The organism is Duganella margarita (genome assembly GCF_009857535.1).
GTDB lineage: Bacteria > Pseudomonadota > Gammaproteobacteria > Burkholderiales > Burkholderiaceae_D > Rugamonas > Rugamonas margarita.
In genome coordinates this window covers 33,610-60,097 of the sequence record NZ_WWCS01000006.1, presented here as the reverse complement: position 1 = coordinate 60,097, position 26,488 = coordinate 33,610, and the positions used below count along the sequence as shown (strand labels likewise).

At 65.0% G+C, this 26,488-nt stretch carries 23 protein-coding genes; 7 read left to right on the top strand and 16 right to left on the bottom strand.

Features of this window, described 5'->3' with window-relative positions; all coding sequences use genetic code 11:
* Position 1: 1 nt before the first annotated feature.
* Positions 2-868, bottom strand: a complete 867-nt coding sequence (locus tag GTP55_RS11215; protein WP_161045023.1) for an alpha/beta fold hydrolase — start codon at positions 866-868, stop codon at positions 2-4.
* A gap of 146 nt (positions 869-1,014) precedes the next feature.
* On the opposite strand from GTP55_RS11215, the gene GTP55_RS11210 reads away from it, so the two are divergent.
* From GTP55_RS11210 to GTP55_RS11200, 3 genes are read left to right on the top strand one after another with little or no spacing between them, the layout of a single operon-like run.
* Positions 1,015-1,707, top strand: a complete 693-nt coding sequence (locus tag GTP55_RS11210; RefSeq protein ID WP_161045022.1) for a gluconate 2-dehydrogenase subunit 3 family protein — start codon at positions 1,015-1,017, stop codon at positions 1,705-1,707.
* Positions 1,708-1,709: 2 nt separating this feature from the next.
* Complete coding sequence (locus tag GTP55_RS11205; RefSeq protein WP_161045021.1) at positions 1,710-3,449, top strand: GMC family oxidoreductase; 1,740 nt, start codon at positions 1,710-1,712, stop codon at positions 3,447-3,449.
* A complete protein-coding gene (locus GTP55_RS11200) occupies positions 3,446-4,747 on the top strand; it encodes a cytochrome c (protein WP_161045020.1) in 1,302 nt (433 codons plus the stop codon). Before GTP55_RS11205 ends, GTP55_RS11200 begins: the two co-directional genes overlap by 4 nt.
* Positions 4,748-4,752: 5 nt before the next feature.
* Here GTP55_RS11200 and GTP55_RS11195 read toward each other — a convergent pair whose 3' ends face one another.
* The gene (locus GTP55_RS11195; RefSeq protein WP_161045019.1) at positions 4,753-5,937 is read right to left on the bottom strand and encodes an NnrS family protein; all 1,185 of its coding nucleotides are present in this window, start codon (positions 5,935-5,937) and stop codon (positions 4,753-4,755) included.
* A gap of 168 nt (positions 5,938-6,105) precedes the next feature.
* Here GTP55_RS11195 and GTP55_RS11190 point away from each other — a divergent pair, with 168 nt between their 5' ends.
* The gene (locus GTP55_RS11190) at positions 6,106-6,369 is read left to right on the top strand and encodes a heavy-metal-associated domain-containing protein (protein WP_161045018.1); all 264 of its coding nucleotides are present in this window, start codon (positions 6,106-6,108) and stop codon (positions 6,367-6,369) included.
* 18 nt (positions 6,370-6,387) lie between these two features.
* Here GTP55_RS11190 and narL read toward each other — a convergent pair whose 3' ends face one another.
* From narL to GTP55_RS11145, 9 genes are all read right to left on the bottom strand, one after another.
* Positions 6,388-7,044 carry a two-component system response regulator NarL gene (narL, locus tag GTP55_RS11185; protein ID WP_161045017.1) on the bottom strand — a complete coding sequence of 219 codons (657 nt, stop codon included), beginning with the start codon at positions 7,042-7,044 and terminating at the stop codon, positions 6,388-6,390.
* 12 nt (positions 7,045-7,056) lie between these two features.
* Positions 7,057-8,994: a type IV pili methyl-accepting chemotaxis transducer N-terminal domain-containing protein gene (locus GTP55_RS11180; protein WP_161045016.1), complete on the bottom strand. Its 1,938-nt coding sequence runs from the start codon at positions 8,992-8,994 to the stop codon at positions 7,057-7,059.
* 42 nt (positions 8,995-9,036) lie between these two features.
* Positions 9,037-10,011 (bottom strand): GTP 3',8-cyclase MoaA, encoded by a 975-nt coding sequence (moaA, locus tag GTP55_RS11175; protein WP_161045256.1) that lies wholly within the window; start codon positions 10,009-10,011, stop codon positions 9,037-9,039.
* Positions 10,011-10,757 (bottom strand): peptidylprolyl isomerase, encoded by a 747-nt coding sequence (locus GTP55_RS11170; protein WP_161045015.1) that lies wholly within the window; start codon positions 10,755-10,757, stop codon positions 10,011-10,013. Before GTP55_RS11170 ends, moaA begins: the two co-directional genes overlap by 1 nt.
* 10 nt (positions 10,758-10,767) lie before the next feature.
* Positions 10,768-11,451, bottom strand: a complete 684-nt coding sequence (gene narI, locus GTP55_RS11165; RefSeq protein WP_161045014.1) for a respiratory nitrate reductase subunit gamma — start codon at positions 11,449-11,451, stop codon at positions 10,768-10,770.
* Between the two features lie 10 nt (positions 11,452-11,461).
* Complete coding sequence (gene narJ / locus GTP55_RS11160) at positions 11,462-12,130, bottom strand: nitrate reductase molybdenum cofactor assembly chaperone (protein ID WP_161045013.1); 669 nt, start codon at positions 12,128-12,130, stop codon at positions 11,462-11,464.
* The gene (narH, locus tag GTP55_RS11155; RefSeq protein WP_161045012.1) at positions 12,123-13,691 is read right to left on the bottom strand and encodes a nitrate reductase subunit beta; all 1,569 of its coding nucleotides are present in this window, start codon (positions 13,689-13,691) and stop codon (positions 12,123-12,125) included. Before narH ends, narJ begins: the two co-directional genes overlap by 8 nt.
* Before the next feature lie 4 nt (positions 13,692-13,695).
* The gene (locus GTP55_RS11150; RefSeq protein ID WP_161045011.1) at positions 13,696-17,394 is read right to left on the bottom strand and encodes a nitrate reductase subunit alpha; all 3,699 of its coding nucleotides are present in this window, start codon (positions 17,392-17,394) and stop codon (positions 13,696-13,698) included.
* A gap of 113 nt (positions 17,395-17,507) precedes the next feature.
* The gene (locus tag GTP55_RS11145; RefSeq protein WP_202423658.1) at positions 17,508-17,867 is read right to left on the bottom strand and encodes a hypothetical protein; all 360 of its coding nucleotides are present in this window, start codon (positions 17,865-17,867) and stop codon (positions 17,508-17,510) included.
* Positions 17,868-18,064: 197 nt separating this feature from the next.
* Here GTP55_RS11145 and GTP55_RS11140 point away from each other — a divergent pair, with 197 nt between their 5' ends.
* Positions 18,065-18,451: a hypothetical protein gene (locus tag GTP55_RS11140; RefSeq protein WP_161045010.1), complete on the top strand. Its 387-nt coding sequence runs from the start codon at positions 18,065-18,067 to the stop codon at positions 18,449-18,451.
* Between the two features lie 11 nt (positions 18,452-18,462).
* Entirely contained in the window at positions 18,463-18,729 is a 267-nt protein-coding gene (locus tag GTP55_RS11135; RefSeq protein ID WP_161045009.1) for a DUF3079 domain-containing protein, read from the top strand.
* Here GTP55_RS11135 and GTP55_RS11130 read toward each other — a convergent pair.
* From GTP55_RS11130 to GTP55_RS11110, 5 genes are read right to left on the bottom strand one after another with little or no spacing between them, the layout of a single operon-like run.
* The gene (locus GTP55_RS11130) at positions 18,620-19,270 is read right to left on the bottom strand and encodes a carbonic anhydrase (RefSeq protein ID WP_161045008.1); all 651 of its coding nucleotides are present in this window, start codon (positions 19,268-19,270) and stop codon (positions 18,620-18,622) included. The two genes, GTP55_RS11135 and GTP55_RS11130, sit on opposite strands and share 110 nt — an antisense overlap.
* Positions 19,257-19,940 carry a Crp/Fnr family transcriptional regulator gene (locus tag GTP55_RS11125; protein ID WP_161045007.1) on the bottom strand — a complete coding sequence of 228 codons (684 nt, stop codon included), beginning with the start codon at positions 19,938-19,940 and terminating at the stop codon, positions 19,257-19,259. The genes GTP55_RS11130 and GTP55_RS11125 overlap by 14 nt, the downstream gene beginning before the upstream one ends.
* Before the next feature lie 7 nt (positions 19,941-19,947).
* Positions 19,948-21,348 carry an oxygen-independent coproporphyrinogen III oxidase gene (gene hemN, locus GTP55_RS11120; RefSeq protein WP_161045006.1) on the bottom strand — a complete coding sequence of 467 codons (1,401 nt, stop codon included), beginning with the start codon at positions 21,346-21,348 and terminating at the stop codon, positions 19,948-19,950.
* A 13-nt stretch (positions 21,349-21,361) separates the two neighbouring features.
* Positions 21,362-22,747: a NarK family nitrate/nitrite MFS transporter gene (locus tag GTP55_RS11115; protein ID WP_161045005.1), complete on the bottom strand. Its 1,386-nt coding sequence runs from the start codon at positions 22,745-22,747 to the stop codon at positions 21,362-21,364.
* Positions 22,747-23,952, bottom strand: a complete 1,206-nt coding sequence (locus tag GTP55_RS11110; RefSeq protein ID WP_161045255.1) for an MFS transporter — start codon at positions 23,950-23,952, stop codon at positions 22,747-22,749. The genes GTP55_RS11115 and GTP55_RS11110 overlap by 1 nt, the downstream gene beginning before the upstream one ends.
* Before the next feature lie 246 nt (positions 23,953-24,198).
* Here GTP55_RS11110 and GTP55_RS11105 point away from each other — a divergent pair, with 246 nt between their 5' ends.
* On the top strand, positions 24,199-26,487 hold the full coding sequence (locus GTP55_RS11105) for a nitric-oxide reductase large subunit (protein WP_161045004.1): 2,289 nt from the start codon (positions 24,199-24,201) through the stop codon (positions 26,485-26,487).
* Position 26,488: the final 1 nt, after the last annotated feature.

Here is a 26,488-nt window from a genome sequence, read left to right as displayed (position 1 = left end):
GTTATCCTTTCCAGCCGAGCAGGAAGTCCAGCAGCGCTTCGTTGACGCGCTCCGGCTGCTCCTCCTGCGGCAGGTGGCCCGCTTGTGCGATTGGTGCAGTGCGCAGGTTGCTGGCCATCTCCGACCAGATCTTCGCCATGTCGAACATTTTGCCGACGGCGTGGAAGTCCTCGCCCCACAGGGCCAGCGTCGGACAGGCGATCTTGATGTCGGCATCGACCTTGTCCTGCTCCACGTCTTCATTGATGGCGCGGTAGTCGGACATGGCGCCGCGCAGCGCGCCGGGACGGCGGTAGGCCTGCACATAGGTGTCGAACGCCTTGCCGTCGATCGCCAGCGGGTTGTAGCACCAGTCGGAGAAAAGATGGCGCAGCCACAAATCCTCACGCCCGGAGATCAGCGCTTCCGGCAGGTCCGGCACCTGGTTGAAGATGAAGAACCAGTACGACTTGGCCACCGCCGGGCTGAATTCGCGCGCCACGATGCGGGTCGGCACATTGTCCATCACCACCAGGCGGTCCACCAGTTCCGGATAATCCTTGGCGAAGCGGGTCGCCACGCGCGCACCGCGGTCATGGCCCACCAGCGCGATCTTCTCAATGCCCAGCGTGCGCAGCAGTTCCAGCAGGTCGCGCGCCATATTGCGCTTGTCGTAGCCGCCGGCCGGCTTGTCGGTTTCGCCGTAGCCGCGCAGGTCCGGCGCGATCACGCGATAGTGCCTGGCCAGTTCCGGGATCTGGAAGCGCCAGGCGAAATTCGTTTCAGGGAAGCCGTGCAGCAGCACCACCGGCGCGCCCTTGCCCGCGTCCAGATAGTGTTGACGGATGCCGTTGGCCTGCACCGTGTGGTGCTTGATGTCGATGCTCATAGATTCCTCGCGATTGGATAACCCGGCGATTAAATCAGTTTGGCCTGTCAATCAACACTATCTTAGGATGAGGACTTTGGAGAGAGGAAGAATGAGGACGCGCGCGCCTACACTCCGGGGGATGACATCCAAGCAAGGAAAACAAGATGAGTGAGAGTCCCCTCAAGCGACGCGACTTCCTGCGCGGCGCGGCGGGTGTTGCGCTGGCCTCCGGCATCGGCGCGGCCAGCACCGCCAGCGGCGCCGGCGCCCAGTCCAAGCCCTATTCGCCGGCCTACTTCACGGCCGCCGAATGGGCGTTCATCAACGCCGCCGTCGAACGCCTGATTCCCGACGACGGCAATGGCCCAGGTGGCGTGGACGCCGGCGTGCCGGTCTTCCTCGACAAGCAGATGCAGCTGCCCTACGGCCACGGCGCCTACTGGTATATGCAAGGGCCGTTTCACCCGGACACGCCGCCGACGCTGGGCTATCAGCTGCGCCAGACGCCGCGCGAGCTATACCGGGCCGGCATCGCCCTGATCGACCGCGCCGCCATGCACGCCCACAAACAGCCGTTCGCCCAACTGGATGCGGCCCGGCGCGACGCGCTGCTGACGCAGGCCGATCAAGGCCACCTGCCGGAAGACAGCCTGCTGGCCGCCGCCTTCTTCGCCCTGCTGCTGCGGAACACCCGCGAAGGCTACTTTGCCGATCCGCTCTACGGCGGCAACCGCGACATGGCGGCCTGGAAGATGGTCGGCTTTCCCGGCGCACGCGCCGACTTCACCGATTTCATCGACCAGAAGGGACGCAAATATCCTTACGGCCCGGTGTCGATAGACGGATCGCGAGGCTGACCATGAAACCAGTAGATGCAGTCATCATCGGCTACGGCTGGACCGGCGCCATCATGGCCAAGGAACTGACCGACGCCGGCTTGTCCGTGCTGGTGCTGGAACGCGGCCCTGAACGCGACACCGCGCCGGACTTTGAGTACCCGCGCATCGCCGATGAACTGAAGTACGCGGTGCGCGGCGACCTGTGGCAGCCGCTGGCCGGCGAAACCGTCACCATCCGCCACAATCCGGGCGAGATCGCCGTGCCGTATCGCCAATACGGCTCCTTCATCCTGGGTAATGGTACCGGCGGCGCAGGCGCGCACTGGAATGGCCAGCAATGGCGCGCCTCGCCCAACGACCTGCGCATCCGCAGCGTGTACGAAGAGCGCTACGGAAAAAAATTCATCCCGGATGACATGAGCATCCAGGACTACGGCATCAGCTACGAGGAACTGGAGCCCTATTTCGACCACTTTGAAAAAGTCACCGGCGTGGCCGGAACAGCCGGCGGCAATCCGTATGAGGGCAAGCGTAGCAACCCGTTTCCGCAGCAGCCGATGCCGCCGATACTGAGTTCCCAGCTGTTCGCCAAGGCCGCGCGGGAACTCGGATACCAGCCCTTCGCCGTACCTGCTGCGAACAGCACCGCCGCCTACACCAACCCCTATGGCGTGCGCATGGGACCCTGCAACCTGTGCGGCTACTGCGAGGGCTTCGGCTGCTTCCTCTATTCCAAGGCGGCGCCGCAGACCACCATCATTCCGGTGCTGAAGGGCCGCAGCAACCTGCACGTGCGCCACAACAGCTACGTCACCCGCATCCTGCTCGACAGCAGCGGCAAGCTGGCCACCGGCGTGCGCTACATCGATGCCAACGGCAAGCAGGTCGACCAGCCGGCAGCGATGGTGGTGCTGGCCAGCTTCCAGATGAATAACGTGCGCATGCTGCTGTTGTCGGGCATCGGCAAGCCTTACGATCCGGTTACCGGCAAGGGCGTGGTCGGCAAGAACTACGCCTACCAGATGGTCAGCAGCACCACCGCGTTCTTCGACGAGAGCGTGAACATGAATCCCTTCATGGGCGCCGGCGCCGCCGGCCAGCAGGCCATCGACGACTACAACGCCGACCACTTCGACCATGGCAAGCACGGTTTCGTCGGCGGCGCGATGATCTTCGCCGGCGCCACCGGCGGCCGTCCCATCGTGCAGATGCCACTGCCGCCCGATGCGCCGCGCTGGGGCAGCGGCTGGAAAAGCGCGGTGCGCAAGCACTATGCGCACAGCAGCTCGGTCGCCACCATGGGCTCAGTCATGTCCTACCGCGACCGCTACCTGGACCTGGACCCGACCTACCGCGATGCCCACGGCGTGCCGCTGCTGCGCATGACCTTCGACTGGCATCCGAACGAATACAAGATGACCGCGTTCACCTCGGCGCGCGCGGGCGAAATCGTCAGCGCGATGAAGCCTCAGCGCATGTCACAGCACATCCTCAAGCCGGGCGACAGCTACGACGTGAGGGTCTACCAGTCCACCCACAACACGGGCGGCGCCATTATCGGCACCAATCCGTCCAACAGTGTGTTGAACCGCTATTCGCAATGCTGGGATGTGCCGAACGTGTTTGTGTTCGGCGCCTCGTCCTTCCCGCAGAACATCGGCTACAACCCTACCGGCCTGGTTGCGGCGCTCACCTATTTCGCCGCCGCCAAAATCCGGTCCACCTATTTGAAAACTGGCGGAGCACTGGTACACGCATGAACAAACGGACTCTCTTTATCGGCGTGGGATCGGTGCTGGTGATTGGCCTGCTGACCTTAATCAGCGCCACACGCTGGTCCGACGCCCGCGCAGGCGCCCATCCGCAGGCGCCGGCCGTCAGCACGGCCATGATCGCGCGCGGCGCCTACCTGGCGCGCCTCGGTGACTGCGCCGCATGCCACAGCGTGCCAGGCCAGGCGCCCTATTCCGGCGGCCTGCGCATGCAAACGCCGATCGGCGCCATCTACACCAGCAACATCACGCCGGACCGCCAGCACGGCATCGGCAACTACACGCTGGCCGATTTCGACCGCGCGCTGCGCTATGGCGTGGCCAACGGCCATACGCTGTATCCCGCCATGCCTTACAGCGCCTACTCCAGTACCACGCCGGAAGACGTGGCGGCGCTGTATGCCTATTTTATGCATGAGGTGCCTCCGGCAGCAGTCGCAAGGCGTGACAACGAGATCCCGTTCCCACTGTCGATGCGATGGCCGCTGACCGTCTGGCGCTGGGCCGTCGCCCCCGCGCCGCGCCCCTTTCAGATGCACACCGGCGACGCCATGCTGCGGCGTGGCGCCTATATCGTCGAAGGCCTCGGCCACTGCGGCGATTGCCATACGCCCCGCGGGCCAACGCTGCAAGTGCGCGCGCTGAGCGCGGCGGACGGGCCGGCGTATCTCTCCGGCGCCATCATCGACGGCTGGCATGCGCCCAGCCTGCGCAACGGCGACCGCACCACCATCGGCGCCTGGAGCGAGGCGGATATCGCGCAATTCCTGCGCACCGGCAGCAACCGCCATGGCATCGCCTTCGCCTCGATGAATGAGGTGGTAAGCAACAGCACCCAGTTCCTCAGCGGCGACGATGCGGCGGCGGTGGCGCATTTCCTCAAATCGCTGACCGATACAGCCACCGGCAAGGGCCGCTTTGCCTACGATCCCGCCACCAGCCAGGCGCTGCGCAACGGCGACGCCGGCGCGCGTGGCGCCCAGCTTTACCTAGACAACTGCGCCGCCTGCCATCGTCCGGACGGCAAGGGCTATCAGGGCGTGTTCCCGGCATTGGCCGGCAACCCAGTGGCGGCGGCGACGCCGGCCAACTCGGTGATCCGCATCATATTGGAAGGAATGACGACCGCACGCACCGCCAGCACGCCGGCGCAATTCTCCATGCCGTCGTTCGGCCAGCGCCTGAGCGATCAAGATGTGGCGGACATCGCCACCTTCGTGCGCACCAGCTGGGGCAATCAGGCGCCGGCTGTGCAGGCTGCCGACGTCAGGCGCCTTCGCCCTTAGCGATTCTATCCGGGCTTGCCGTCCGCACGGGCGCGCGACAGATAAGGGATGTACGCGATGCCGTAGGCCAGGAAGGCGGTGGTCCAGCACGCGGCGCTGACAATCAGCAGTACGCCATGCGGCGTATCGTAACCGAGCGCGGACGCCACGCGCGCCGCAGCACTCAACTGGATCAGCGCGAACATCAGGCGCTCGGCGCGGCCGGCCTTCAGCGGCCGGCCGGTATGTCCCAGCGCGGTGCGCGTCATCATGCCCAGTATCAGGCCGGCCATCGAACCCACCGTCAGCGCATGGAACCCGGCGCTCGCGCTCACCAGCTGCCAGCGCGCCAACACCAGCAGCACCAGCCCTGCGGCGATCCAGGCATAGGACAGGTGCATGATCCATAACAGCGGGACCGACAACGTGCGCAGGGCCTGCCAGCGCCACAGGCGCAGCAGCACCAACGCCGCCACCACCAATGCAATCGGTACAAAAAGCCAGTTGGACAAGCCGGCGATCCAGCTGACCGCCGCTGCGGCCAGCAGCAGCAGGCACACCTTGTCCAGTTTCGGCTGCACCCGCGGCGCAGTGCCGGGCGCGCCGTTACGGGTGAACATCGGAATGATGCGGGTGCCGATGGCCGCCTCCATCATCACGATCATCAGAATCGCCGCCTGCACCGGCGCTGCCGGCGCTGCGGCCAGCCAGCCGAGCGAGATCGCATGGAACACCGCATTGGCCAGCGCCATCAGGCCAAGCAGCACGACCAGAAAGTAGTTGCGCCGGTTGTTCGCCTTTTGCATCACGCGGAACAGCGGCCACGCGGCGGCGGGCAGAAACAGCCAGTCGACGATGGCGGCGGCCAGCGGCGGCGCGGCCAGCATCGCGATGCGGCCGGCCAGCCACAGCGCCACCAGCGCCGCCAGGCGGCCGCGCACCGGTGTCCACAAGCCGGTCCAGTTGTAGCCGGCCGTATAAAGGAAGCCGACCACCACCGCAGCGGCCATGCCGAACACCATTTCGTGCATGTGCCACATGAAGCCGACGTTGAGACCTTGCGGCAGCAAGCCGAAATACTGCGCCATCCACAGCGGGATGGCCAGCGCGGAAAACACCGCCGCCACCAGGTAGAATGGCCGGAAGCCCAGCCGCCATAAGGGATGGCCGTCCAGCGGTGGCCTGGGTTCTTCGATACGGAGCAGTGTCATGATGGTCTTCCTGTGTGTGTTCCGCCATTTTCCGCGCTGTTGGGCTACCAGTGAAGCGGCTCGCCGGATATTCATAACCTAGATCAAGAAATCCAGAAATACCTGCCGCAGACACGCCCGGGCTGCGCTAGGCTAGCGCTGTTGTCTCATCATTTAGAAAGGACTGCCATGCAAACCGCTGTACTCACTATCGACGGCATGGAGGGCGAGGGTTGCGCCGACCGTATCGCCCAGTTGTTAACCAATATCGACGGCGTCAGCGACGTGCGCGTATCGTTGCGCGACGGTCTGGCCAGCGTGCAGCTCGATGAGTCGCTGGTCTCGCCGCACATGCTCATGCGCGGACTGACCGCAGCCGGCTATCCCGCCGTGGCGGCCGGCGAAGCAGCCCGGAAACCCGGCACTTGCTGTGGCGGTTGCTGCGGCGGTTGATTTTTCAGCGGCGGCGCTTCAGGCGCCGTTTTGCCTGCGGTGTTCAACCGCGAACACGGCCGCCTGCACGCGGCTGCTCAGCTTCAGTTTTTTCAGCACGCTCTGCACGTGAATCTTGACCGTGCTTTCGGCCAGATCGAGGATGCGGGCGATCCCCTTGTTGCTTTCGCCGCGCGCCAGGCAGTCGAGGATTTCGCGTTCGCGCGGCGTCAGCTTATCCAGCTCGGACGCCACCGGCGCCGCCGTACCGCTTTGCAGCTGCGCCACCAGCTTGGCCGTCATCGCCTCCGCCACCACGGTTTCGCCGGCCGCCGCACGTCGGATAGCGCGCGTCAGGTAGTCGGTGTCGATATTCTTCAGCAGGTAGCCGCTGGCGCCGGCCTTGAGCGCAGTGCTCAGGTCTTCCGCATCTTCCGACACGGTGAGCATCACGATCGCGCTATCCGGGCTGTCCTGGCGCATCATCTGCAGCGTCTCGACGCCGGACATGCCGGGCATGTTCAGGTCCAGCAGGATCACCTGCGGCTTGAGCTGCTGCGCGCGTTTCACGCCCTCGAAGCCGTCGGCCGCCTCGCCCACCACGGAAAACTCGGGACTGCGCTGCAATAGCGAGCGTATGCCGCTGCGGAACAGGGTGTGATCGTCCACCAGCAGCACGGTGATAGTGTCTTCCATATTTTTCCTTTGTTATGCGGCGCGGCGCTGCGCGCGCGGCAGGTGCAGCACCACTTCCGTGCCCTCGCCCGCCGCCGATTTGAGGTGCAACTGCGCCTCGATACGCTGCGCGCGTTCGCGCATGATGTTGATGCCCACGTGGGATTCGCCCAGCGTTTCCAGCCTGCCCATGTCGAAGCCCTGGCCGTTGTCCCTGATGCTGAGCGTGAAGTCCTGCCGGTCCGCCAGGTGTATCGTCACCCGGCCGGCCGCAGCGTGTTTGCGCACATTGGACAGCGCCTCCTGCACGATGAACAGCAATTGCAGCTGATGCTCGCGCGGGAACGGTGCGCCATCGCCGTCGGCCTCGAAATCCACCGCGATGCCGCTCTGGCGGCGGAACTTGTCGACCACGGTTTCCAGGGACGACACCAGCGTGCCTTCCTGCAGGCGGGTACGGAAGTTGTGCAGCAGTTCGCGCACATCCTGGTAGCTCTCGTCGACGCCCGCGCGCAGCATCGGCACGATGCTCTCCACTTCATCGAAACGCTGCTGTTTGAGCGACTGCTCCAGCATCTGCACTTGCAGGTTGAGGAAGTTAAGGCCCTGGGCAATGCTGTCGTGCAGTCCTTGCGCCACCAGGTTGCGTTCCTCGGAGATGGCCAGCTCGCGCTCGCGCACCTGCAGGCGCTGGTTCTCGATCGCGGTGCCGAGCAGTTGGCCCAGCGTCTCCAGCAGCGCCGTTTGCGCGGCGGTAAACCCGACGGTCTTGCGGAAGTGCAGATTGAAGAAGCCGAGGTACTGGCGCTGCGCGAAAATATGGAAGATCGAAATCGTGGAAAAACCTTCGCGGTGGCATTGCAGGTTGTGGCTATCCTGGTGCCGCCGCAAGTCGTGAATCACGGCCAGCTTACTGACCACCGCCTCGCCGCACAGGCAATCCCCCACCTTCAGGCAGCGCTCCGACTCGACCAGCTTTTCGGACATGCCCTGGTGGACCAGCATATGGACGTTGTTGCGGTTCGGATCCAGCACCCGCACCGAACCGCCGTCGGCGCCGAAATATTCGCTGATGCGCTGCAGGAAGCCCTCGCACATCGCCTCCGCCGACTGCGGCTGCTGCAAGAAGGAGGCGCTATCGTACAACAGCGCCAGCTCACGGTTCTGCTGCTCCAGCTCCGAGGTTTTGAGATAAACCCGCTGTTCCAGGTTGGCGTAGGAGTCTTGCAGCTTGTCCGCCATCTGGTTGAAGCCGTGCGCCAGCATGCCGAATTCGTCGTTGCTCTCGACCGGCAGGCGCACGCCGAAGTCCTTTTCACGCATGCGTTCCAGGCCGCCCTGCAGCCGCGTAACGGGCGCCACGATCATGTCGAACAACAGGTAGATGATGCTGATGGTGCCGATCAGCGCCAGGGCCAGCAGCGTCAGTTGCGAAGCGCGCAACCAGAAAGTGCGCCGTTCGCTGTCGCGCTCAATGCGCTGCACCAGATGGTCCACCCGCAGCACGAAGCGCTCGGTGAGCTGTTGCACCGCGTATGAGGCGCCGGCAGGCGACGGTTCGGGTGTCATCAAGGCGCGCACCGGCGGCACCAGCGCCGTGCGCCATTCCTGCTGCACCCCGGCGTAGACGTCGCGAATGGCGGCGGTGGGCGGCAGGAACAGCGGCCTTTGCGGATCGCCCTTTTCCAGCAGGTCGAGCGTGCCGTCGATGCGCCGCACCTGCGCGCGCAGGCGTTCGACGGCGTTGGCATGATCGGCGCCGTCGGTCGCCCGTCCGGCCAGCATCGCCAGCTTGTAGCTTTCCATGCGCAGGCTGCCGGCCACGTTGATGGCGGCCGCGCTGCCTTCGAGCTGCCAAGACAGCAGCAGCGTCGAGCCGATCACCAGCAGCGCCACCGCCAGAAAACTCAGCAACAGCCCGACGATACGGGTCGACAGCTTTTGCCAGCTTGCGAACAATGCAGGTTTCAATGGTCTCTCCGGTTCTCAACGGCGCTAGTATACACGCGCGGCTCAGCCACCCGTCTGCGACATGAAGCGGACGATCTTTTCCGGCTGGCGGCCAAAATCGTGCTCCTGCGGTTTCAGTTCGATCGCCTCGCGGATGGCCTGCTCCAGCTGCGCATCGCTGGCGCCCGCGCGCAGCAGAGGGCGCAGCGGATATTGGCGCTCCTGCCCGAGGCACAGGTACAAGCTGCCGTCCACCGACAAGCGCACGCGGTTGCAGGTGGCGCAGAAGTGCTGCGACAGCGGCGTGATGTAGCCGATGCTGGCGTGCCCGTCCGCCGTCGCCCAGTAGCGCGCCGGACCGCCGCCCAGTTCCAGCGCCTGGGGCTGGAGGTTGAACTTGTCCGCCAGCCGGCGCTGGACCGGGCCAAGGTTGAGATAGGCCGTATTCTGGCCGGTCTCCCCCATCGGCATGACTTCGATCAGCCGCAGCATGAACTGCTGCGCGATGCAAAATTCCGCCATGGCGTCGATCTCCGCGTCGTTCACGCCGCGCATGGCCACCATATTGATCTTGATCGGCGCCAGCCCGGCCGCCTTCGCAGCCTGCAAACCCTGCAGCACCAGCGGCAGGCAGTCGCGCCCCGTGATGCTGGCCATGCAGTTGCGGTCCAGCGTATCGAGGCTGACGTTGACGCGGCTGATGCCGGCCGCCCGCAAGGCTTCGGCGTGGCGCGCCAGCCGCGTGCCATTGGTCGACAGCGACAGGTCGCGCACACCCGGCAGGGACGACAGCCGCGTCGCCAGCTGCGGCAGATTGCGGCGGGTCAGCGGTTCGCCACCGGTCAGCCGCACGCGCGAGGTGCCAAGGCGGGCGAAAGCCGCCACCACGCGCTCGATCTCGGCGAAACTGAGCCAGTCCGGCGGATCCTCGTAGCCCTTGAAGTCCCTGGGCATGCAGTAGGTGCAGCGCAGATCGCAGCGATCCGTCACCGATACCCGCAGATAGTCGATGCTTCGCCCAAAGCGATCGCTTAACATCATTGCACCAGCGGCGATTGCGCGCCTTCCAGCTCCACGCCCTCGATCTCGGCGCGGCCCACCAGAATATGCAGGTATTGGTGCAGTGCGCGCTGCCAGGACTGGCGCTGCAAGGCATCGGCGATTTGCGGCTTGACGGTGGCGAACGGAATCACGTCCCCGTCCACCCGCCGCTGCGCCTGTACGATGTGCAGGCCGAAACGGGTTTCCAGCAGGCGGCCGGACAGCTCGCCCGGCTGCAACCGGAACAGCAGCTCGTCGAACTCCGGCACGCACTGGCCGCGCGCCAGCTGACCCAGGCTGCCGCCGATGGCGCCGGACAGGCAGTTGGAATACTGCGCCGCCAGTTCGGCGAAGCGCTCGGGCTGCGCCTGCAATGCGGCCAGGATCGACTCGGCCGTCTGCCGCAGCAGTTCCAGCGGCGCCGACGGCGTCACCTGGAACAGGATATGGCGCGCCTCCATCAGGTCGCCGCTGCGGAACCGCGCGGCCTGGCCCAGGTAATAGCGCAGGCAGGCGTCGTCGTCGGCCTGCGGCACCACCACCTCGCGCGCGAACAACGCCTCGATGCGGTCGTCGTCGGTGCCTGCCGCGATGCCCAGCCGCGCCGCCTCGTCCAACAGCACGCGCCGCAGCACCACCTCGTGCACCGCATCGCGCAGCGGATTGCCGGCCTGCTGATGATGTGCGATTTCCGCTTCGACGGCGCTGTCGTTGATGTCCACGCCGTTGACTGCGATACCCATGTCGTACTCCTTAGCGCGAACGCACCAGTTGATAAGCGCGGGCCAGGTAGGTCACCGCGCCGAAGCCGCTCCACACATGCACCAGGCGGGTGAACGGGAAGATCACAAACAGCGATATGCCCATGAACAGGTGCAGCTTGAAGATCAGCGGCGCCGTTTCAATGAAGCCGGCGGCGTCGCCGCGGAAGGTGACGATATGCTGGGCCCACGTCATCAGCAGCACCATCATGTGGCCGTCCAGGTGGCCGGCCGACACGACGATCGACGATAGGCCAAGCAGCAGCGTCGCCAGCAGCCAAAGCAGCACCAGCTTGTCCTTGAAGGTGCTGCGGACGCGCACGCGCTCATTACCGAAGCGGCGTGCCAGCAGCATCAGGAGACCCAGCAGGCACATGGAACCCATGATGCCGCCGGCGGTCATCGCCACCAGTTGCTTGACGCTGTGGCTCACGCCCAGCGCATCCCACACCCACACGGGCGTCAGCAGGCCGGCGGCATGGCCGAAGAACAGGCCAAGCACGCCAACGTGGAACAGCGGGCTGCCCAGGCGCAGCATGCCGGTGTTGAGGGTCTGGCTCGATTCCGACTTCCAGGTGTACTGCTCGCGGTCGAAGCGTATCAGGCTGCCGAGGAAGAAGACCGCGAGCGCGAGGTAGGGATAAATCCCGAACAAAAATTGATTCAGGTAGTTCATGGCCACTCCTTCATTGATGCTGCGGCGCTGCCGCCTTGGGGTAGAAATTGATCGGATGGGTGCCGCCGGCGGCCAGCGGCATCGGCTTGAGCAGCGGCTCGATGCCATCGGCGCCGGGGCCGAAGGTTTCCAGCGCTTCGTCCATGTCGCGCACCGGCGGGCCGCTCAGTTCCTCCGCCTGCACCGGCGTCTGCGCCTGCAGCACGTCGAACACGCAGGCGTACGGACTGCCGTTGGCGCGCAGCTTGCGGCCGATGTGGGCCAGCACGTGAATGGCGTCGCCCAGCAGGCGCGCGGCGTTTTCGCTGTCCTGCTGCGACAGGAATTCCAGGAACAGCGGCACGTAGTCCGGCAGGTCATTGCCGACCATTTGCAGGCCATGGCGGCGATATTCCGCCAGCAGGTCCACCATCGCCTGCCCGCGGTCGCGCGACTCGCCGTGGATATGCTCGAACAGGTGCAGCGAGTGCGCCGGATTGCGGTCGAAGGTCATCACGTACTGCTGCTGCAGATCGATCAGCGGCGTGCCGCCGAGGTGGGCGAACAGGCCTTGCAGCGGCGCGTGCCATGCCGGCAGCTTCTCCAGCAGCAGCTGGTTCAGCGCCGCCTGCTCCGCCACCAGCTCAGCCTCGGGATACTGCAGCAGTGCCGACAGCACCAGGTAGCCTTGGTCAGACATCTGTGTTCTCCTCGTTGCCGGATTTTTTCTTGCGCGACTTCGGCATCATCATGAAGATCTCCGAACCGTGTTTGCGTTTGCCGAACAGGCTGGCGTCGCTCACGCCATCCGAACAGCCGTTACCGAAGGTGAACCCGCAACTGCCCTTGTCGTTGAAGCTGTCCTCCGCCATCTCCTTATGGCTGCTCGGGATGACGAAGCGGTCTTCATAATTGGCGATGGCCATGATGTGATACATGTCCTCGACCGTGGCGGCGTCCAGCCCGACCTGCTTGAGCACTTCGAGGTCCGGCACGCCCTCCACGCTCTTGCTGCGCATGTAGGCGCGCATCGCCAGCATGCGGTCCAGCGCCTTGATGATGGGCGGCTGGTCGCCGGCCGTGAGCAGGTTGGCCAGGTACTGCACCGGGATGCGCAGGCTTTGCGTGTCCGGCAGGATGCCGTTCCTGCCCATGCGGCCCGATTCGGCGGCGGCCTGGATCGGCGACAGCGGCGGGATGTACCACACCATCGGCAGCGTGCGGTATTCCGGATGCAGCGGGAACGCCACCTTCCACTCCACCGCCATCTTGTACACCGGCGAACGCTTGGCCGACTCCAGCCACGAGTCGGGAATGCCCTGGCGGCGCGCCTCCTCGATCACCTCGGGGTCGTGCGGATCGAGGAACAGGCCCAGTTGCGACGGATACAGGTCGCGCGGATCCGCCACCGACGCCGCGGCTTCGATCTTGTCTGCGTCATACAGCAACACGCCGAGGTAGCGAATGCGCCCCACGCACGTCTCCGAGCACACGGTAGGCTGGCCGGCTTCGATGCGCGGATAGCAGAAGGTGCACTTCTCCGCCTTGCCGGAAGACCAGTTGTAGTAGATCTTCTTGTACGGGCAGCCGGAGATGCACATGCGCCAGCCGCGGCACTTGTCCTGGTCGATCAGCACAATGCCGTCGTCTTCGCGCTTGTACACCGAGCCCGATGGGCACGACGCTACGCAGGTCGGATTGAGACAATGCTCGCAAAGACGCGGCAGATACATCATGAAGGTGTTTTCGAAGGTGCCGTATATCTCCTTCTGCACGTTCTCAAACAGCGTGTCCTTGCTGCGCTGGGCGAACTCGCCGCCCAGGTCATCTTCCCAATTCGGCCCCCACTCGATCTTGTCCATCTTCTTGCCGGTGATGACCGAAACCGGACGCGCGGTGGGCGGCGTCTCCACCAGCGGCGCGTTCTGCAAGCGCTCGTAGTCGTAGGTGAACGGCTCGTAGTACTCGTCGATGTTCGGCAGGTTGGGATTGGCGAAGATCTGGGCCAGGATCTTCAGGCGGCTGCCCTGGCGCGGCTCGATCTTGCCGCTGCCGGTGCGGCGCCAGCCGCCGTTCCACTTGTTCTGGTCTTCCCAGTGCTTCGGATAGCCGATACCGGGTTTGGTTTCCACGTTATTGAACCATGCGTATTCAACGCCGTCGCGGCTGGTCCAGACGTTCTTGCAGGTGACCGAACAGGTGTGGCAACCGATACACTTGTCCAGGTTCAGCACCATGCCGATTTGCGCTCTGATTTTCATTGTCTTACTCCCGTTCTTCTTTCAAAGGGCCTTCCAGCCAATCCACCTTGTTCATCTTGCGCACCAGGACGAATTCGTCGCGGTTGGAGCCCACCGTGCCGTAGTAGTTGAAGCCCCACGACAGCTGCGCATAGCCACCGATCATGTGGGTCGGCTTGGTGACGGCGCGCGTCACCGAATTGTGGATGCCGCCGCGCTTGCCCGACTGCTCGGAGCCGGGCACGTTGATGATCTTCTCCTGCGCGTGGTACATCAGCGTCATCCCCTCCGGCACGCGCTGGCTGACGATGGCGCGGGCGGTCAGCGTGCCGTTGACGTTGAAGACCTCGATCCAGTCGTTGTCCACAATGCCGGCCGCCTGCGCATCCACCTCCGACAGCCACACATGAGGACCGCCGCGCGACAGCGTCAACATGCGCAGGTTGTCCGAGTAGGTGGAGTGGATACCCCACTTCTGGTGCGGCGTGATGAAGTTGAGTGCGATTTCCTTGTTGCCGTTCGGCTTGGCCCCCAGCATCGCGGTGGTGGTCTTGGTATTGATGGCCGGCTTGTAGACGCAGAAGCCCTCGCCGAAATCGCGCATCCAGCGGTGATCCTGGTAGAACTGCTGGCGGCCCGTCAGCGTGCGCCATGGGATCAGCTCATGCACGTTGGTATAGCAGGCGTTGTAGCTGACTTCCTCCGACTCCAGTCCGGACCACGTCGGTGACGAGATGATCTTGCGCGGCTGCGCCTGGACGTCGCGGAAGCGGATCGTGTCGTGTTCACGCGGCAGCGCCAGGTGGGTGTGGTCGCGGCCCGTGATCTTCGACAGCGCATCCCACGCCTTGACCGCCACGTGGCCGTTGGTTTCCGGCGCCAGCGACAGAATCATCTCGGCCGCATCGATGGCGGTATCGAGGCGCGGCTGGCCCTTGGCGACGCCTTCGTCGAGCACCGTGCGGTTGATGCCGCGCAGGACGTCGACTTCGTGGCCGGTCTTCCAGCTGATGCCCTTACCGCCGTTGCCGATCGATTCCAGCAACGGGCCGATCGACGTGAACTTCTGGTAGATCTGCGTATAGTCGCGCTCCACCACCGTGAAGTTGGGCATGGTCTTGCCGGGAACCGGCTCGCATTCGCCGGCGCGCCAGTCTTTCGGGTCGAATGGCTGGCCCAGCTCTCCCGGCGTGTCGTGCATCAGCGGCGTGAGCACGATGTCCTGCTGCGTGCCGAGATAGGCGCCGCCGATTTCCTCGAATTTTTTGGCGATGCCCTTGTAGATTTCCCAGTCCGAGCGCGATTGCCACAGCGGCTGCACGGCCTCCGACAGCGGATGGATGAAGGGATGCATGTCCGAGGTATTGAGGTCGTCCTTCTCGTACCAGGTGGCGGTCGGCAGCACGATATCGCCGTACAGGCAGGTGGTGGACATGCGGAAGTCCAGCACCACCAGCAGATCGAGCTTGCCCTCGACGGCCGGACGCACCTTGACATGGGCCGGCTTGATGCAGTTGTCCTCGTCGCTCATCAGCGCGTTCTGGGTGCCCAGCAAATACTTCAGGAAGTATTCGTGGCCCTTGCCCGAACTGCCCAGGATGTTGGAGCGCCAGACGAACATATTGCGCGGGAAGTTGGCCGGGTGGTCCGGGTCGTCGCAGGAGAACTCCAGCTTGCCCTGGCGGATCTGGTCGACCGCATAGTCGACCGGCTTGACGCCGGCGGCGGCGGCGGCGCGCGTCACCTCCAGCGGGTTGGTTTGCAGCTGCGGCGCTGACGGCAACCAGCCCAGGCGCTCGGCCTTGGCGTTGTAGTCCAGCAGCGTCATGGGCGCGACATCGGCGCCGGCCAGCGGCGACGCGATCTCCTCGGTGTGCAGCTTTTCATGACGCCACTGGCTGGTGTGGTTGTAGAAGAAGGAGGTGCCGTTCATCTGGCGCATCGGACGGTTCCAGTCCTGCGCGAAGGCCAGCGGCGTCCAGCCGGTTTGCGGCCGCAGCTTCTCCTGGCCCACATAGTGCGCCCAGCCGCCGCCCGACTGGCCGATGCAGCCGCACATCATCAGCATGTTGATGATGCCGCGATAGGTCATGTCCATGTGATACCAGTGATTCAGCGCCGCGCCGACAATCACCATGCTCTTGCCGCGCGTCTTGTCGGCGTTCTCGGCGAACTGGCGCGCCACGGTGATGACATCGGCGGCCTTGACGCCGGTGTGCTTTTCCTGCCAGGCCGGCGTGTACGGCACGTCGTCCCCATAGCTGGCGGCGACATTGCCGCCGCCGAGGCCGCGGTCGACGCCATAGTTGGCCATGGTCAGGTCGAACACGGTGGCCACCAGCGCGCTGCTGCCGTCGGCCAGCGTCAGGCGCTTGACCGGCACGTTCCGCAGCAGCATATCGCTGGCATCCTTGCCGCCGAAGTAAGGGAAACCGACCGCCAGCACGTCGTCGCTGCTGCCCAGCAGCGACAGTTGCGGATCGACCGGCGCGTTGTTGCCGCCCTCCTTCATCTCCAGATTCCATTTGCCCGACTCGCCCCAGCGGAAGCCGATCGAACCGGCCGGCGCGACGATGCGGCCGGTGGCCCCGTCGATCACCAGCGTTTTCCAGTCCGGGTTATTGGTCTCATCCAGATTGTTGGCCAGGTGCGACGCGCGCAGGAAGTATTCCGGCGCCAGCACGCCGTTCTGCTCTTTCAACAGTACCAGCATCGGGAAGTCGGTGTACTGCTTGGCGTATTCCTTGAAATACTGCGACTGCTGCGCGCTGTGGTACTCCGTCAGGATCACATGGCCCATCGCCATCGCCAGCGCGGCGTCGGTGCCCTGCTTGGGCGCCAGCCAGATGTCGCCGAACTTGGCCATCTCGCCGAAGTCCGACGACACCGCCACCGTCTTGGTGCCCTTGTAGCGCACCTCGGTGTAAAAGTGCGCGTCGGGGGTGCGCGTCATCGGCACGTTGGAACCCCACACCATCAGGTAGGTAGAGTTGTACCAGTCGGCCGATTCCGGCACGTCGGTCTGTTCGCCCCATACCTGCGGGCTGGCCGGCGGCAGGTCGCAGTACCAGTCGTAGAAGCTCAGCGCCACGCCGCCGATCAGCGACAGGTAGCGCGTGCCGGCCGCGTAGCTGACCATCGACATGGCCGGAATCGGCGAGAACCCGACGATGCGGTCCGGCCCATACTTTTTGATCGTCAGCGCGTTGGCGGCGGCGATCATCTCATTGGATTCGTCCCAGCTGGCGCGCACAAAGCCGCCCAGGCCGCGGATGGACTTGTAGCGCGCCGCGCGTTCCGGGTCCTGGCTGATGTATTCCCAGGCCGTCACCGGGTCCATGGTCTTGCGCGCGTCGCGCCACATTTCCATTAGCCGGCCGCGCACCATCGGGTACTTCACGCGCTGCGCCGAATACACGTACCAGGAATAGCTGGCGCCGCGCGGACAGCCGCGCGGCTCGTGGTTGGGCAGGTCCGGGCGGGTGCGCGGATAGTCCGTTTGCTGGGTTTCCCAGGTAATCAGGCCATTCTTCACGTACACCTTCCAGCTGCACGACCCGGTGCAGTTGACGCCGTGCGTGGAACGCACGATCTTGTCATGCTGCCAGCGCTGGCGATAGGCGTTTTCCCAGGTGCGGTCCTCGTTGACGACGGCGCCGTGGCCGTCGGAAAAAGTCGACGTGGTTTTGTTGAAGAACTTCAGGCGATCCAGAAAATGACTCATGCTACCTCCTCACTCTACGATGGAATCAGTCTACGGAGGCAGGCGCACGGTGGGAATCGGCAAGAAGGCGGCACGACGCAGGGAGAAGGAGTAGGCGGTCTAGTCCTAAATGACTAGTCGCAGGCCGCGCGGGCGCATGCGGCCAGCATCTGGCGATAATCGAGCCGGCGCGCGCCATGCGGATAGACGGCGTGGCGCGCGTCCAGCCAGCGGCCGCCGCCATCGAGCACCTGGGCGGCGAGCACCCGGCCGGGCTGCTCCTGCGCCGCCAGTTGGGCGAACATGGCGCCAGCGCTGCAATAGCGCAGCGTGCGGCCGCTGTCATATCGGATCTGCGCACGCACGGCGCCGCAGCCCGCGCCGGCGGGCCGCGCTTCATGGGCTCGCGCCGGGCCATCGCCCTCGTACAGCGCAGCGGCGAAAATCAGCGTGGCCAGCGCACAGGCCAGGCGGCGTCGGATCATGGTCTGCATGGTGTATTCCTTTCATTGCGGCGCCATTGTCCATGGCCGCCGCGCCGAAAATCCATGACACAGGTCAGGTTTTGCCCGATCAGGCGACGGCAAAAGAACTAGTCGCCCTAGTCATTCATGCGCATGGGCAGACCGCGCGCGGCGCGGTATACATACGGTTGGGCCGCCACGTCGCGCGGCCATCGCCAGGAGTCGTTATGAATATCGCCACATTTGAAGAATTGCTGATCGCCGCCGCCCTCCAGCCGCAGCAACAGCGCCTGCTGCTGACGTTTGCCGTCGCCGAACCGGAACCCGATGCAGCCGGCGGCGCGCCGGCCCGCACCACGCTGGTCCCCGTCATGTGCGTCGACAAGCAGGTGGCGGAACTCGACACCTTCGACAACCTGGCGGCGGAGGCCAGGCGCATGGGGCAGGAGTGGGATGTGCTGCTGGTGACCACCTTGTCCGGCACCGCCAGCCAGCTGCCGGACAATGAGCAGACCGACGCCGCGCTGCGCAAGATGATCAAGGCCATCCGCTACGGCCAGCTGGAACGCCTGCTGGCCTTCGACCGCAGCGGCGACCTGCTGCAACACGCGTGAGCGGGGCCGCCATGGCCAAGACATTTCCGATTCGTCCGGCGCGACCGGAGCTGATCTGCTGGGGGTGCGACCGTTATTGCGCGCACGACGCCATGGCCTGCGGGAATGGCGCCGACCGCACCCAGCACCCGATCGAAACCTTCGGCGAGGGCTGGGACACCTTCGGCCTCAATGCGCCGCAGGCAGAGGACACACCAGCGGCAGGAACTGCTGCTGACGCGCCGAATACGCCATCAGCGCCCCGCTCTGCAGATCGAAGTACCAACCGTGAAGTTTGAGCTTGCCCTCTTCCACCCGGCGCTTCAGCCACGGATAGGTCAGCAGGTTGTCCAGCGAGAGCAGGATGCTCGCCAGTTCGCAGGCGTGGTGCTGCTCGTCGCTGCTGCGGTGCGCCAGGTCGCGCCGCACGCGCTCGGCCACCGGCTGGGCGATGCGCATCCACTGGCCGACAAAATCGGTCTCGCGCTGCGGCGGGCGCGGCGCCATCAGCGCGCGGATGCCGCCGCAGCGCGCGTGGCCCAGCACAATCACGCGTTCCACCTCCAGCTCGCACACCGCGAACTCGATCGCCGAACTGACGCCGGCCGACGCGGTCGGCGTGCAAGGCGGCACCAGGTTGGCGATATTGCGCACCACGAACATGTCGCCCGGGTCGCTGCCGGTCAGCAGCACCGGATCGACGCGCGAATCGCAGCAGCCGATCAGCAGCGTGCGCGGACGCTGGCCGCCGCGCAAACTGCCGTACAAGTCGGGATTGTCATTGAAATACTGCTGCTGGAAGCGGCTGAAACCACCGATGAATTTCTCAATATCCTGCATGATCGCGCAAAGCCTCTGCGTTAAGTATGTTGATCCTGCGTCCCTTGAAGGCGATCAGGCGCTGCGTGCTCAGGTCCGCCAGGATGCGCGAGAAATGCTCCGGCGTCAGGTTCAGGCGCGAGGCCAGCACCGCCTTGGTCACCGGCAGGGTCAGCTCGGTGTCCCCCGGCTCGCCCAGTTCCTTCAGCAGATAGCCGGCCACGCGCTGGGTGCCGCTGCGCAGGGCGTACGACTCCATGTCGCACATCAGCGAGTGCATGCGCTGGCTCAGGCCCGCCAGCATCTTGCAGGCGAATTCCGCATCGTGATGGATCTCGCGGTAGATCACCGGCTTGGACACGTGCAGCAGCAGCGTATCCTCGGTGGCCTGCGCCGAGACGATATAGGGGCTGCCCATGAACATCAGCGCCTCGCCGAAGCTCTGGCCTGGCCCGATCAGTTCAATCACCTTTTCCACCCCGCTCACCGACGTAAACGACAGCTTGACCTGCCCGTACAGCACCTGGTGAAAGCCCACGCACGGATCGCCGCGCTGGAAAATCTGGCCGCCGCGCTCGACCCGCAGTTCGGTGGTGCCGAGCGCGATGCGGCTCAGTTCTTCCGGTCCCATGGAGTTAAACAGCGGCACCCTGGCCAGGAAATCCTGCACTTTGATTTTGGCCTTGTCCATGTACGCCTCAAATGGTGCGTGAATAACGCGCCGGCTGCGGTCCATCGTGCAGATAGCGGTCGAAGGCCATGCAGATGTTCCGGATCAGCAGGCGGCCGCGCATGCGCACCCGGATGCCGCGGCTGCCGGCGCACAGCAGGCCGTCGTCCTCCAGCACCTTCAGGCGCTGCAGTTCGGCGGCGAAGTAAGTCTGCGGCGCCACACCCCCGGGCAGCGGCAGGCGATCGTATTCGACGATGAAATCGCACATCAGGCGGCTGATCACCTGGCGCCGCAGCAGGTCGTCGTCGTTCAGCGTGATGCCGCGCGCGATCGGCAGCTCGCCGGCGTCCAGCCGCGCGTAGTAGTCGCCGAGCGTCTTCTCGTTCTGGGCATAGGTGTTGCCGACCGCGCTGATGGCGGAGACGCCTAGCGCCACCAGCGGCGCTTCGGCGTGCGTGGAATAGCCCTGGAAGTTGCGCTGCAACCTGCCCTGGCGCTGGCTGCGCGCCAGGTCGTCTTCCGGCAGCGCGAAATGGTCCATGCCGATATAGACGTAACCTGCCGCCGTCAGACGCTCGATGCACAGGCCGAGCATGGCCAGCTTGGCTTCCGGGTCCGGCAGGTCACCGGCCTGGATCAGGCGCTGCGCCTTGAACAGCTGCGGCATGTGGGCATAGTTATAGACCGCGATGCGGTCCGGTCGCGCGGCGACCACCTTGTCCAGCGTCGGGCCGAAACTGGCCACGCTCTGCAACGGCAGGCCGTAGATCAGGTCCACGCTGATGGAGCGGAAACCGCTGTCGCGCGCGGCCTGCAGCACCTCCATGGTCTGCTGGTGGGACTGGATGCGGTTGACGGCTTGCTGCACCGCCGGATCAAAGTCCTGGATGCCAAGGCTGATGCGGTTGAAGCACTGCCGGCGCAAGGTGGCGATGCGCGCCGGCGTCACCGTGCGCGGATCGACCTCGATCGAAAACTCGCCCTCCTCGTCCGGCGCGAAATCGAAACAGGCGCGCAGTTGCGCCAGCAGACCGTCCATCTGGGCGTCGCTCAGATAGGTCGGCGTACCGCCGCCAAAGTGCAGCTGGTCGACCTTGCGCCGCGTGCCCAGCACGGCCGCCTGCAGCGCCATCTCGCGCCCCAGATAACGCAGGTATTCGGCGGACTTGCCGCGGTCCTGCGTGATGATCTTGTTGCAGCCGCAGTAGTAGCACAGCGATTCGCAGAACGGAATGTGCACGTACAGCGAAAACGGCGCCTGCCCGCCGGCCGCGTCGAGCCGCGCGACGGCGGCCTGGTACTGCGGCGCGCCGAAGCCGGCGCTGAAGCGGTCGGCCGTGGGGTAGGAGGTGTAGCGTGGCCCCATCTGGTTCAGCTTGCGCACCAGTGCGGCGTCAAATTCCACGGACGGCATCAGCGGGATCATATGGCGTCTCCGCTTAGCAAGGCATGGCCGCGTTCTTGCGCGCATAGCACCACCAGGTGATGGCGATGCAGCTGGCGTAGAAGCCGATGAAGCACCACAGCGCGGCGTCCACGCTGCCGGTCAGGGCGATCGAGGTGCCATAGCTCTTCGGGATGAAGAAGGCGCCATACGCCGCCACCGCCGACGTGAAGCCCAGCACCGCCGCACTTTCCTTGTTGGCGTCGACCACGGCCTGCTGCTGCATGGCCTGCGGCAGCCCCCTGGCCGCGCGTTGGCGCTCGGTCAGGAAGATCACTGGAATCATGCGGAAGGTCGAGGCGTTGCCGATGCCGGTGCCGGCAAACAGCGCCATGAACATCCAGAAGAAGCCGCCGAAGCTGCCGGCCGCGCCGCCATGCGGCAGGAAGGAGATCACGCCGTACACGGCAGCGATCATGCCGGCGAAGGTCCACACCGTGACCCGCGCGCCGCCCAGCCTGTCGGCGATGAAACCGCCGGCGACGCGGAACAGCGCACCGACCAGGGGGCCGAGGAAGGCGTACTGCAGCGGATTCACTTCCGGGAACTGGGTCTTGATCAGCAACGGAAACGCCGCCGAATAGCCGATGAAGGAGCCGAAGGTGCCGGTATAGAGCCAGCACATCAGCCAGTTGTGCTTGCGCTTGAAGATCACCGCCTGGTCGGCGAACGACGCCTTGGCCGAGGCCAGGTCGTTCATGCCGAACCACGCCAGCAGGCTGCTGATGACGATGAACGGCACCCAGATGAAACCGGCGTTCTGCAGCCACAAGGTGGTGCTGACGCCGGCCTTGAGCGCCGCTTGCGGCGCGCCGCCAATGGCGCCGAACACGCCGGCGGTGATCACCAGCGGCACCACGAACTGCACCGCCGACACGCCGAGGTTGCCCAGGCCGGCGTTCATGCCCAGCGCGTAGCCCTTCTGCGCTTTCGGAAAGAAGAAGCTGATGTTGGCCATCGACGAGGCGAAATTGCCGCCGCCGAAGCCGCACAGCAGCGCCAGAATCAGCATGGTCGGATAGCCGGTGTTGATATCCTGGACCGCAAAGCCGATGCCGACGGCGGGAATCAGCAGCGAGGCGGTGGATATGGTGGTCCATTTGCGGCCGCCGAAAATCGGCACCATGAACGAGTAGAAGATGCGCAGCGTGGCGCCGGACAGGCCGGGCAGCGCGGTCAGCCAGAACAGCTGGTTGGTGCTGTATTTGAAGCCGATGGCCGGCAGGTTGACCACCACCACGCTCCACACCATCCACACCGCGAAAGCCAGCGCCAGCGCGGGAATCGAAATCCACAGGTTGCGGTTGGCGGTGGCGCGCCCGCCGCTGCCCCAGAACGCGGTGCTTTCGGGCTCCCACGTGTTAATCATGTACTTGCTCATCAAAGTTCTCCTTGTTGACTCAATTGGGGCTGGAAGGCGTAGTGCATCCACACCAGCGACACGCACACCGCGCCATACAGCAGCATGAAGGCGCTGGAGCGCACGCCGGTCAGATCCAGCAAGGCGCCGAACATGATCGGCAGGATGAAGCCACCGAGGCCGCCGGCCAGGCCCACCACGCCGGAGACGGCGCCGATGTTGTCGCTGAAATCGTCGGCGATGAATTTGAACACCGAGGCCTTGCCCACCGCCATGGCGGTGCCGACCACGAACAGCAGGCCGGTGAACATCCACGGCGACAGCGCCAGTTTCATATGCACCTCGCCGTGCGTGGTCTGGACGATCATCGAGGTCGGTGGGTACGACAGCAGGAAGAAACATACCCAGCAGACCCACATCACCCACCAGGTGACCTTGTAGGCGCCGTAGCGATCCGAGATCCAGCCTCCCAGCGCGCGCAGCACACCGCCCGGCAGCGAGAAGCAGGCGGCCAGCAAGGCCGCCAGGCCGAGATCAAAACCATATTCGCCGACGTAGTATTTGGTCATCCACAGCGCCAGGCCGACATAGCCGCCGAACACCACCGAGTAGTACTGGCAGTAGCGCCACACGCGGCGATCCTTCAGCACCTTCATTTGCGCGCTGAACGGCACGCTGGCGCCGCTCTGGTGCGAAGGATCGGTGGCCGAGAACACCCAGAACAGCAGCGCCGTCACCAGCATGGCGACCGCATACACGGTGGGCAGCGCCTGCCAGCCCCAGGCCGCGATGATGGCCGGAGCGACGAACTTGGTCAGCGCCGAACCGGAATTGCCGGCGCCGAAGATGCCCATGGCGAGACCACGCCGTTCCTTGGAGAACCAGCGCGCCACGTACGGCGTGCCCACCGAGAACGAGCCGCCCGCCAGGCCGACGAACAGGCCAAGCACCAGGAACTGCCAGTAGGCGGTGGCCTTGCCAATCATGAAAATCGCCGGCACCGTGGCCAGCATCAGCAGGAAGAACACGATGCGGCCGCCGTACTTGTCGCACCAGATGCCCAGCGGGACCCGCACCAGCGATCCGCTCAGCACCGGCATGGCGGCCAGCAGGCCGAATTCGGTCTCGTTCAGGCCTAGCATTTTCTTGATCGGGATGCCCAGCACTGCGAACATCATCCAGATCGCGAAGCAGATCGTGAACGACGCCGTGCTACTCGCCAGCACCTGAATTGCCTTGTTATTGTTTGCCACTTTGCCTCTCCTGATACACGTAGGGATGGCGTCAGGGTACGCGCGCAGGCGATGGCCGCCAATCGGCATGACGGATAGTCCGCCTAGCCCGAAATGACTAGACGGCGGCATTTATAACCTGCATCAAGAAAAGCCAAAGCCGAATAGGCACGGCCAGAGTGCGCGCCTAGAATCGGCGCTGTCGATCCGACAAGCCACGCATAAAAAAGGAACCATGCCATGCATGCCACACGCAAGCTCTGGACCTGGCTCGCCATCATCTGCGCCCTCTCCTTCGCCGTCCTGGCGTGGGTGGGCGCGGAAATCTACCTGACGGCGCCCCCCATTCCCAACAACGTCGTCAGCGCCGACGGCGATGTGCTCTTCGGCGCAGGCCAGGTCGATCGCGGCCAGCAGGCCTGGCTCTCGGCCGGCGGCCAGCAGCTCGGCACCGTCTGGGGGCACGGCAGCTACGTCGCCCCGGACTGGTCGGCCGACTGGCTGCACCGCGAAGCGCTGGAACTGCGCCAGATCTGGGCCAGGCGCGAGTTCGGCGCCAGCTTCGATGACCTGGGCAAGGCCGCCCAGGCCGCGCTCAATGCGCGCCTGAAGGAAGAAATGCGCACCAACACCTATGACGCCGCCCGCGGCGACATTGTGCTGTCGGCCGACCGCGCCGCCGCCGTGCGCGCCGTCGCCCGCCACTACACCGACCTGTTCGGCGACGCCCGCAGCCTCGATCATCTGCGCGAGCAGTATGCGATGAACGCCAATTCCGTGACGGATGCGGAAGACCTGCGCGCGCTGCCGGCGTTCGTGTTCTGGTCGGCGTGGGCCGCCGCCACCGACCGCCCCGGCGCGGAGGGCCTGAGCTACACCAGCAACTGGCCGCACGAGCCGCTGATCGACAACCGGCCGAGCGCCGGCGCCGGGATCTGGTCGATCGCCAGCGTGATCCTGATGATCGGCGCCATCGCCGCCATGGTCATGGCCCATTCCACCGCCAGAGAGGAAGCCGATCCGCACCCACCCAAAGCCGATCCGCTGTTCGACCTGAAACCCACGCCGTCCATGCGCGCGACAAAAAAGTACTTCTTCGTCGTCATCGGCCTGATACTGGCGCAAGTGGGCATGGGCGTGATCACCGCGCATTACGCGGTGGAGGGGCACAGCTTCTTCGGCTACCCGCTGGCGGAGATCCTGCCGTTCGTGGTCAGCCGCACCATCCACACCCAGTTTGCGGTGCTGTGGATCGCCACCGCGTGGCTTGCCACCGGCCTGTATATCGCCCCGGCCATCTCCGGTCACGAACCGCGTTTCCAGAAGCTGGGCGTCAATCTGCTGTTCTACGCGTTGCTGTTCATCGTGGTCGGCTCGACCGCCATGGGCTGGCTCGGCTCCCTGCAGCACAAGGGCACGGCTTTCGCTTTCTGGGTCGGCAACCAGGGCCTGGAGTTCACCAGCATGGGCCGCATCTGGCAGATCCTGCTGTTCGTCGGCCTGCTGTTCTGGGTCACGCTGCTGGGGCGCGCACTGTGGCCGGCGCTGAAAAAACCGTCCGACAGCCGTGGCCTGATCGTCATGGTGTTCCTGTCCGCGCTGTGCATCGGCGGCTTCTACGCCACCTCGCTGACCTGGGGCCGTCATAGCCACTATTCGATGATCGAATACTGGCGCTGGTGGCTGGTGCACCTGTGGGTGGAAGGCTTCTTCGAGGTGTTCGCCACCGCCGTCATCGCCCTGCTGTTCACCCGCCTGGGCCTGATCCGTGCGGCCAGCGCCAACAACGCCATCGTGCTGGAGACGATCGTGTTCCTGTTCGGCGGCATTCTCGGCACGCTGCACCATCTGTACTTCACCGGCACGCCGACCTTCGTGATCGCCATCGGCGCCATGTTCTCGGCGCTGGAAGTGGTGCCGCTGTCGCTGATCGGCATCGAGGCGTGGCGCAACTACCAGCGCTCGAAGGCCGCGCCGTGGGTCAGCAGCTACCGCTGGTCGATCCTGTGCTTCATCGCGGTCGGCTTCTGGAACACCGTGGGCGCCGGCCTGCTGGGCTTCTCGATCAATACGCCGATTGCGCTGTACTACATGCAGGGCCTGAACATGACCGCGGCGCACGGCCACGCGGCGCTGTTCGGCGTGTACGGCATGCTGGGGATAGGGTTGCTGCTGTTCTGCCTGCGCGGCCTGAGCGACCGCCTGGCGTGGTCCGACAGCCTGCTGCGGCCCATGTTCTGGTGCCTGAATATCGGCCTGGCGATGATGGTGTTCATCTCGCTGGTCCCGGCCGGCATCTACCAAGCCTGGGCCAGCATCAGCACCGGCATGTGGTTCGCACGCTCGCCGGCAGTGATCCATTCGAAGCTGATGGAAACGCTGGTATGGATGCGCGTCCCGGGCGACGTGGTGTTCGCGGCCGGCACGCTGTTCCTGGCGCTGTTCGCATGGCGCCTGCTGACGGCAGGCCGGCAAAGCAGCGCTGCCGTGGCGGAGCGCGCCGGATTACAACAACCAAAAGGTGAATGAG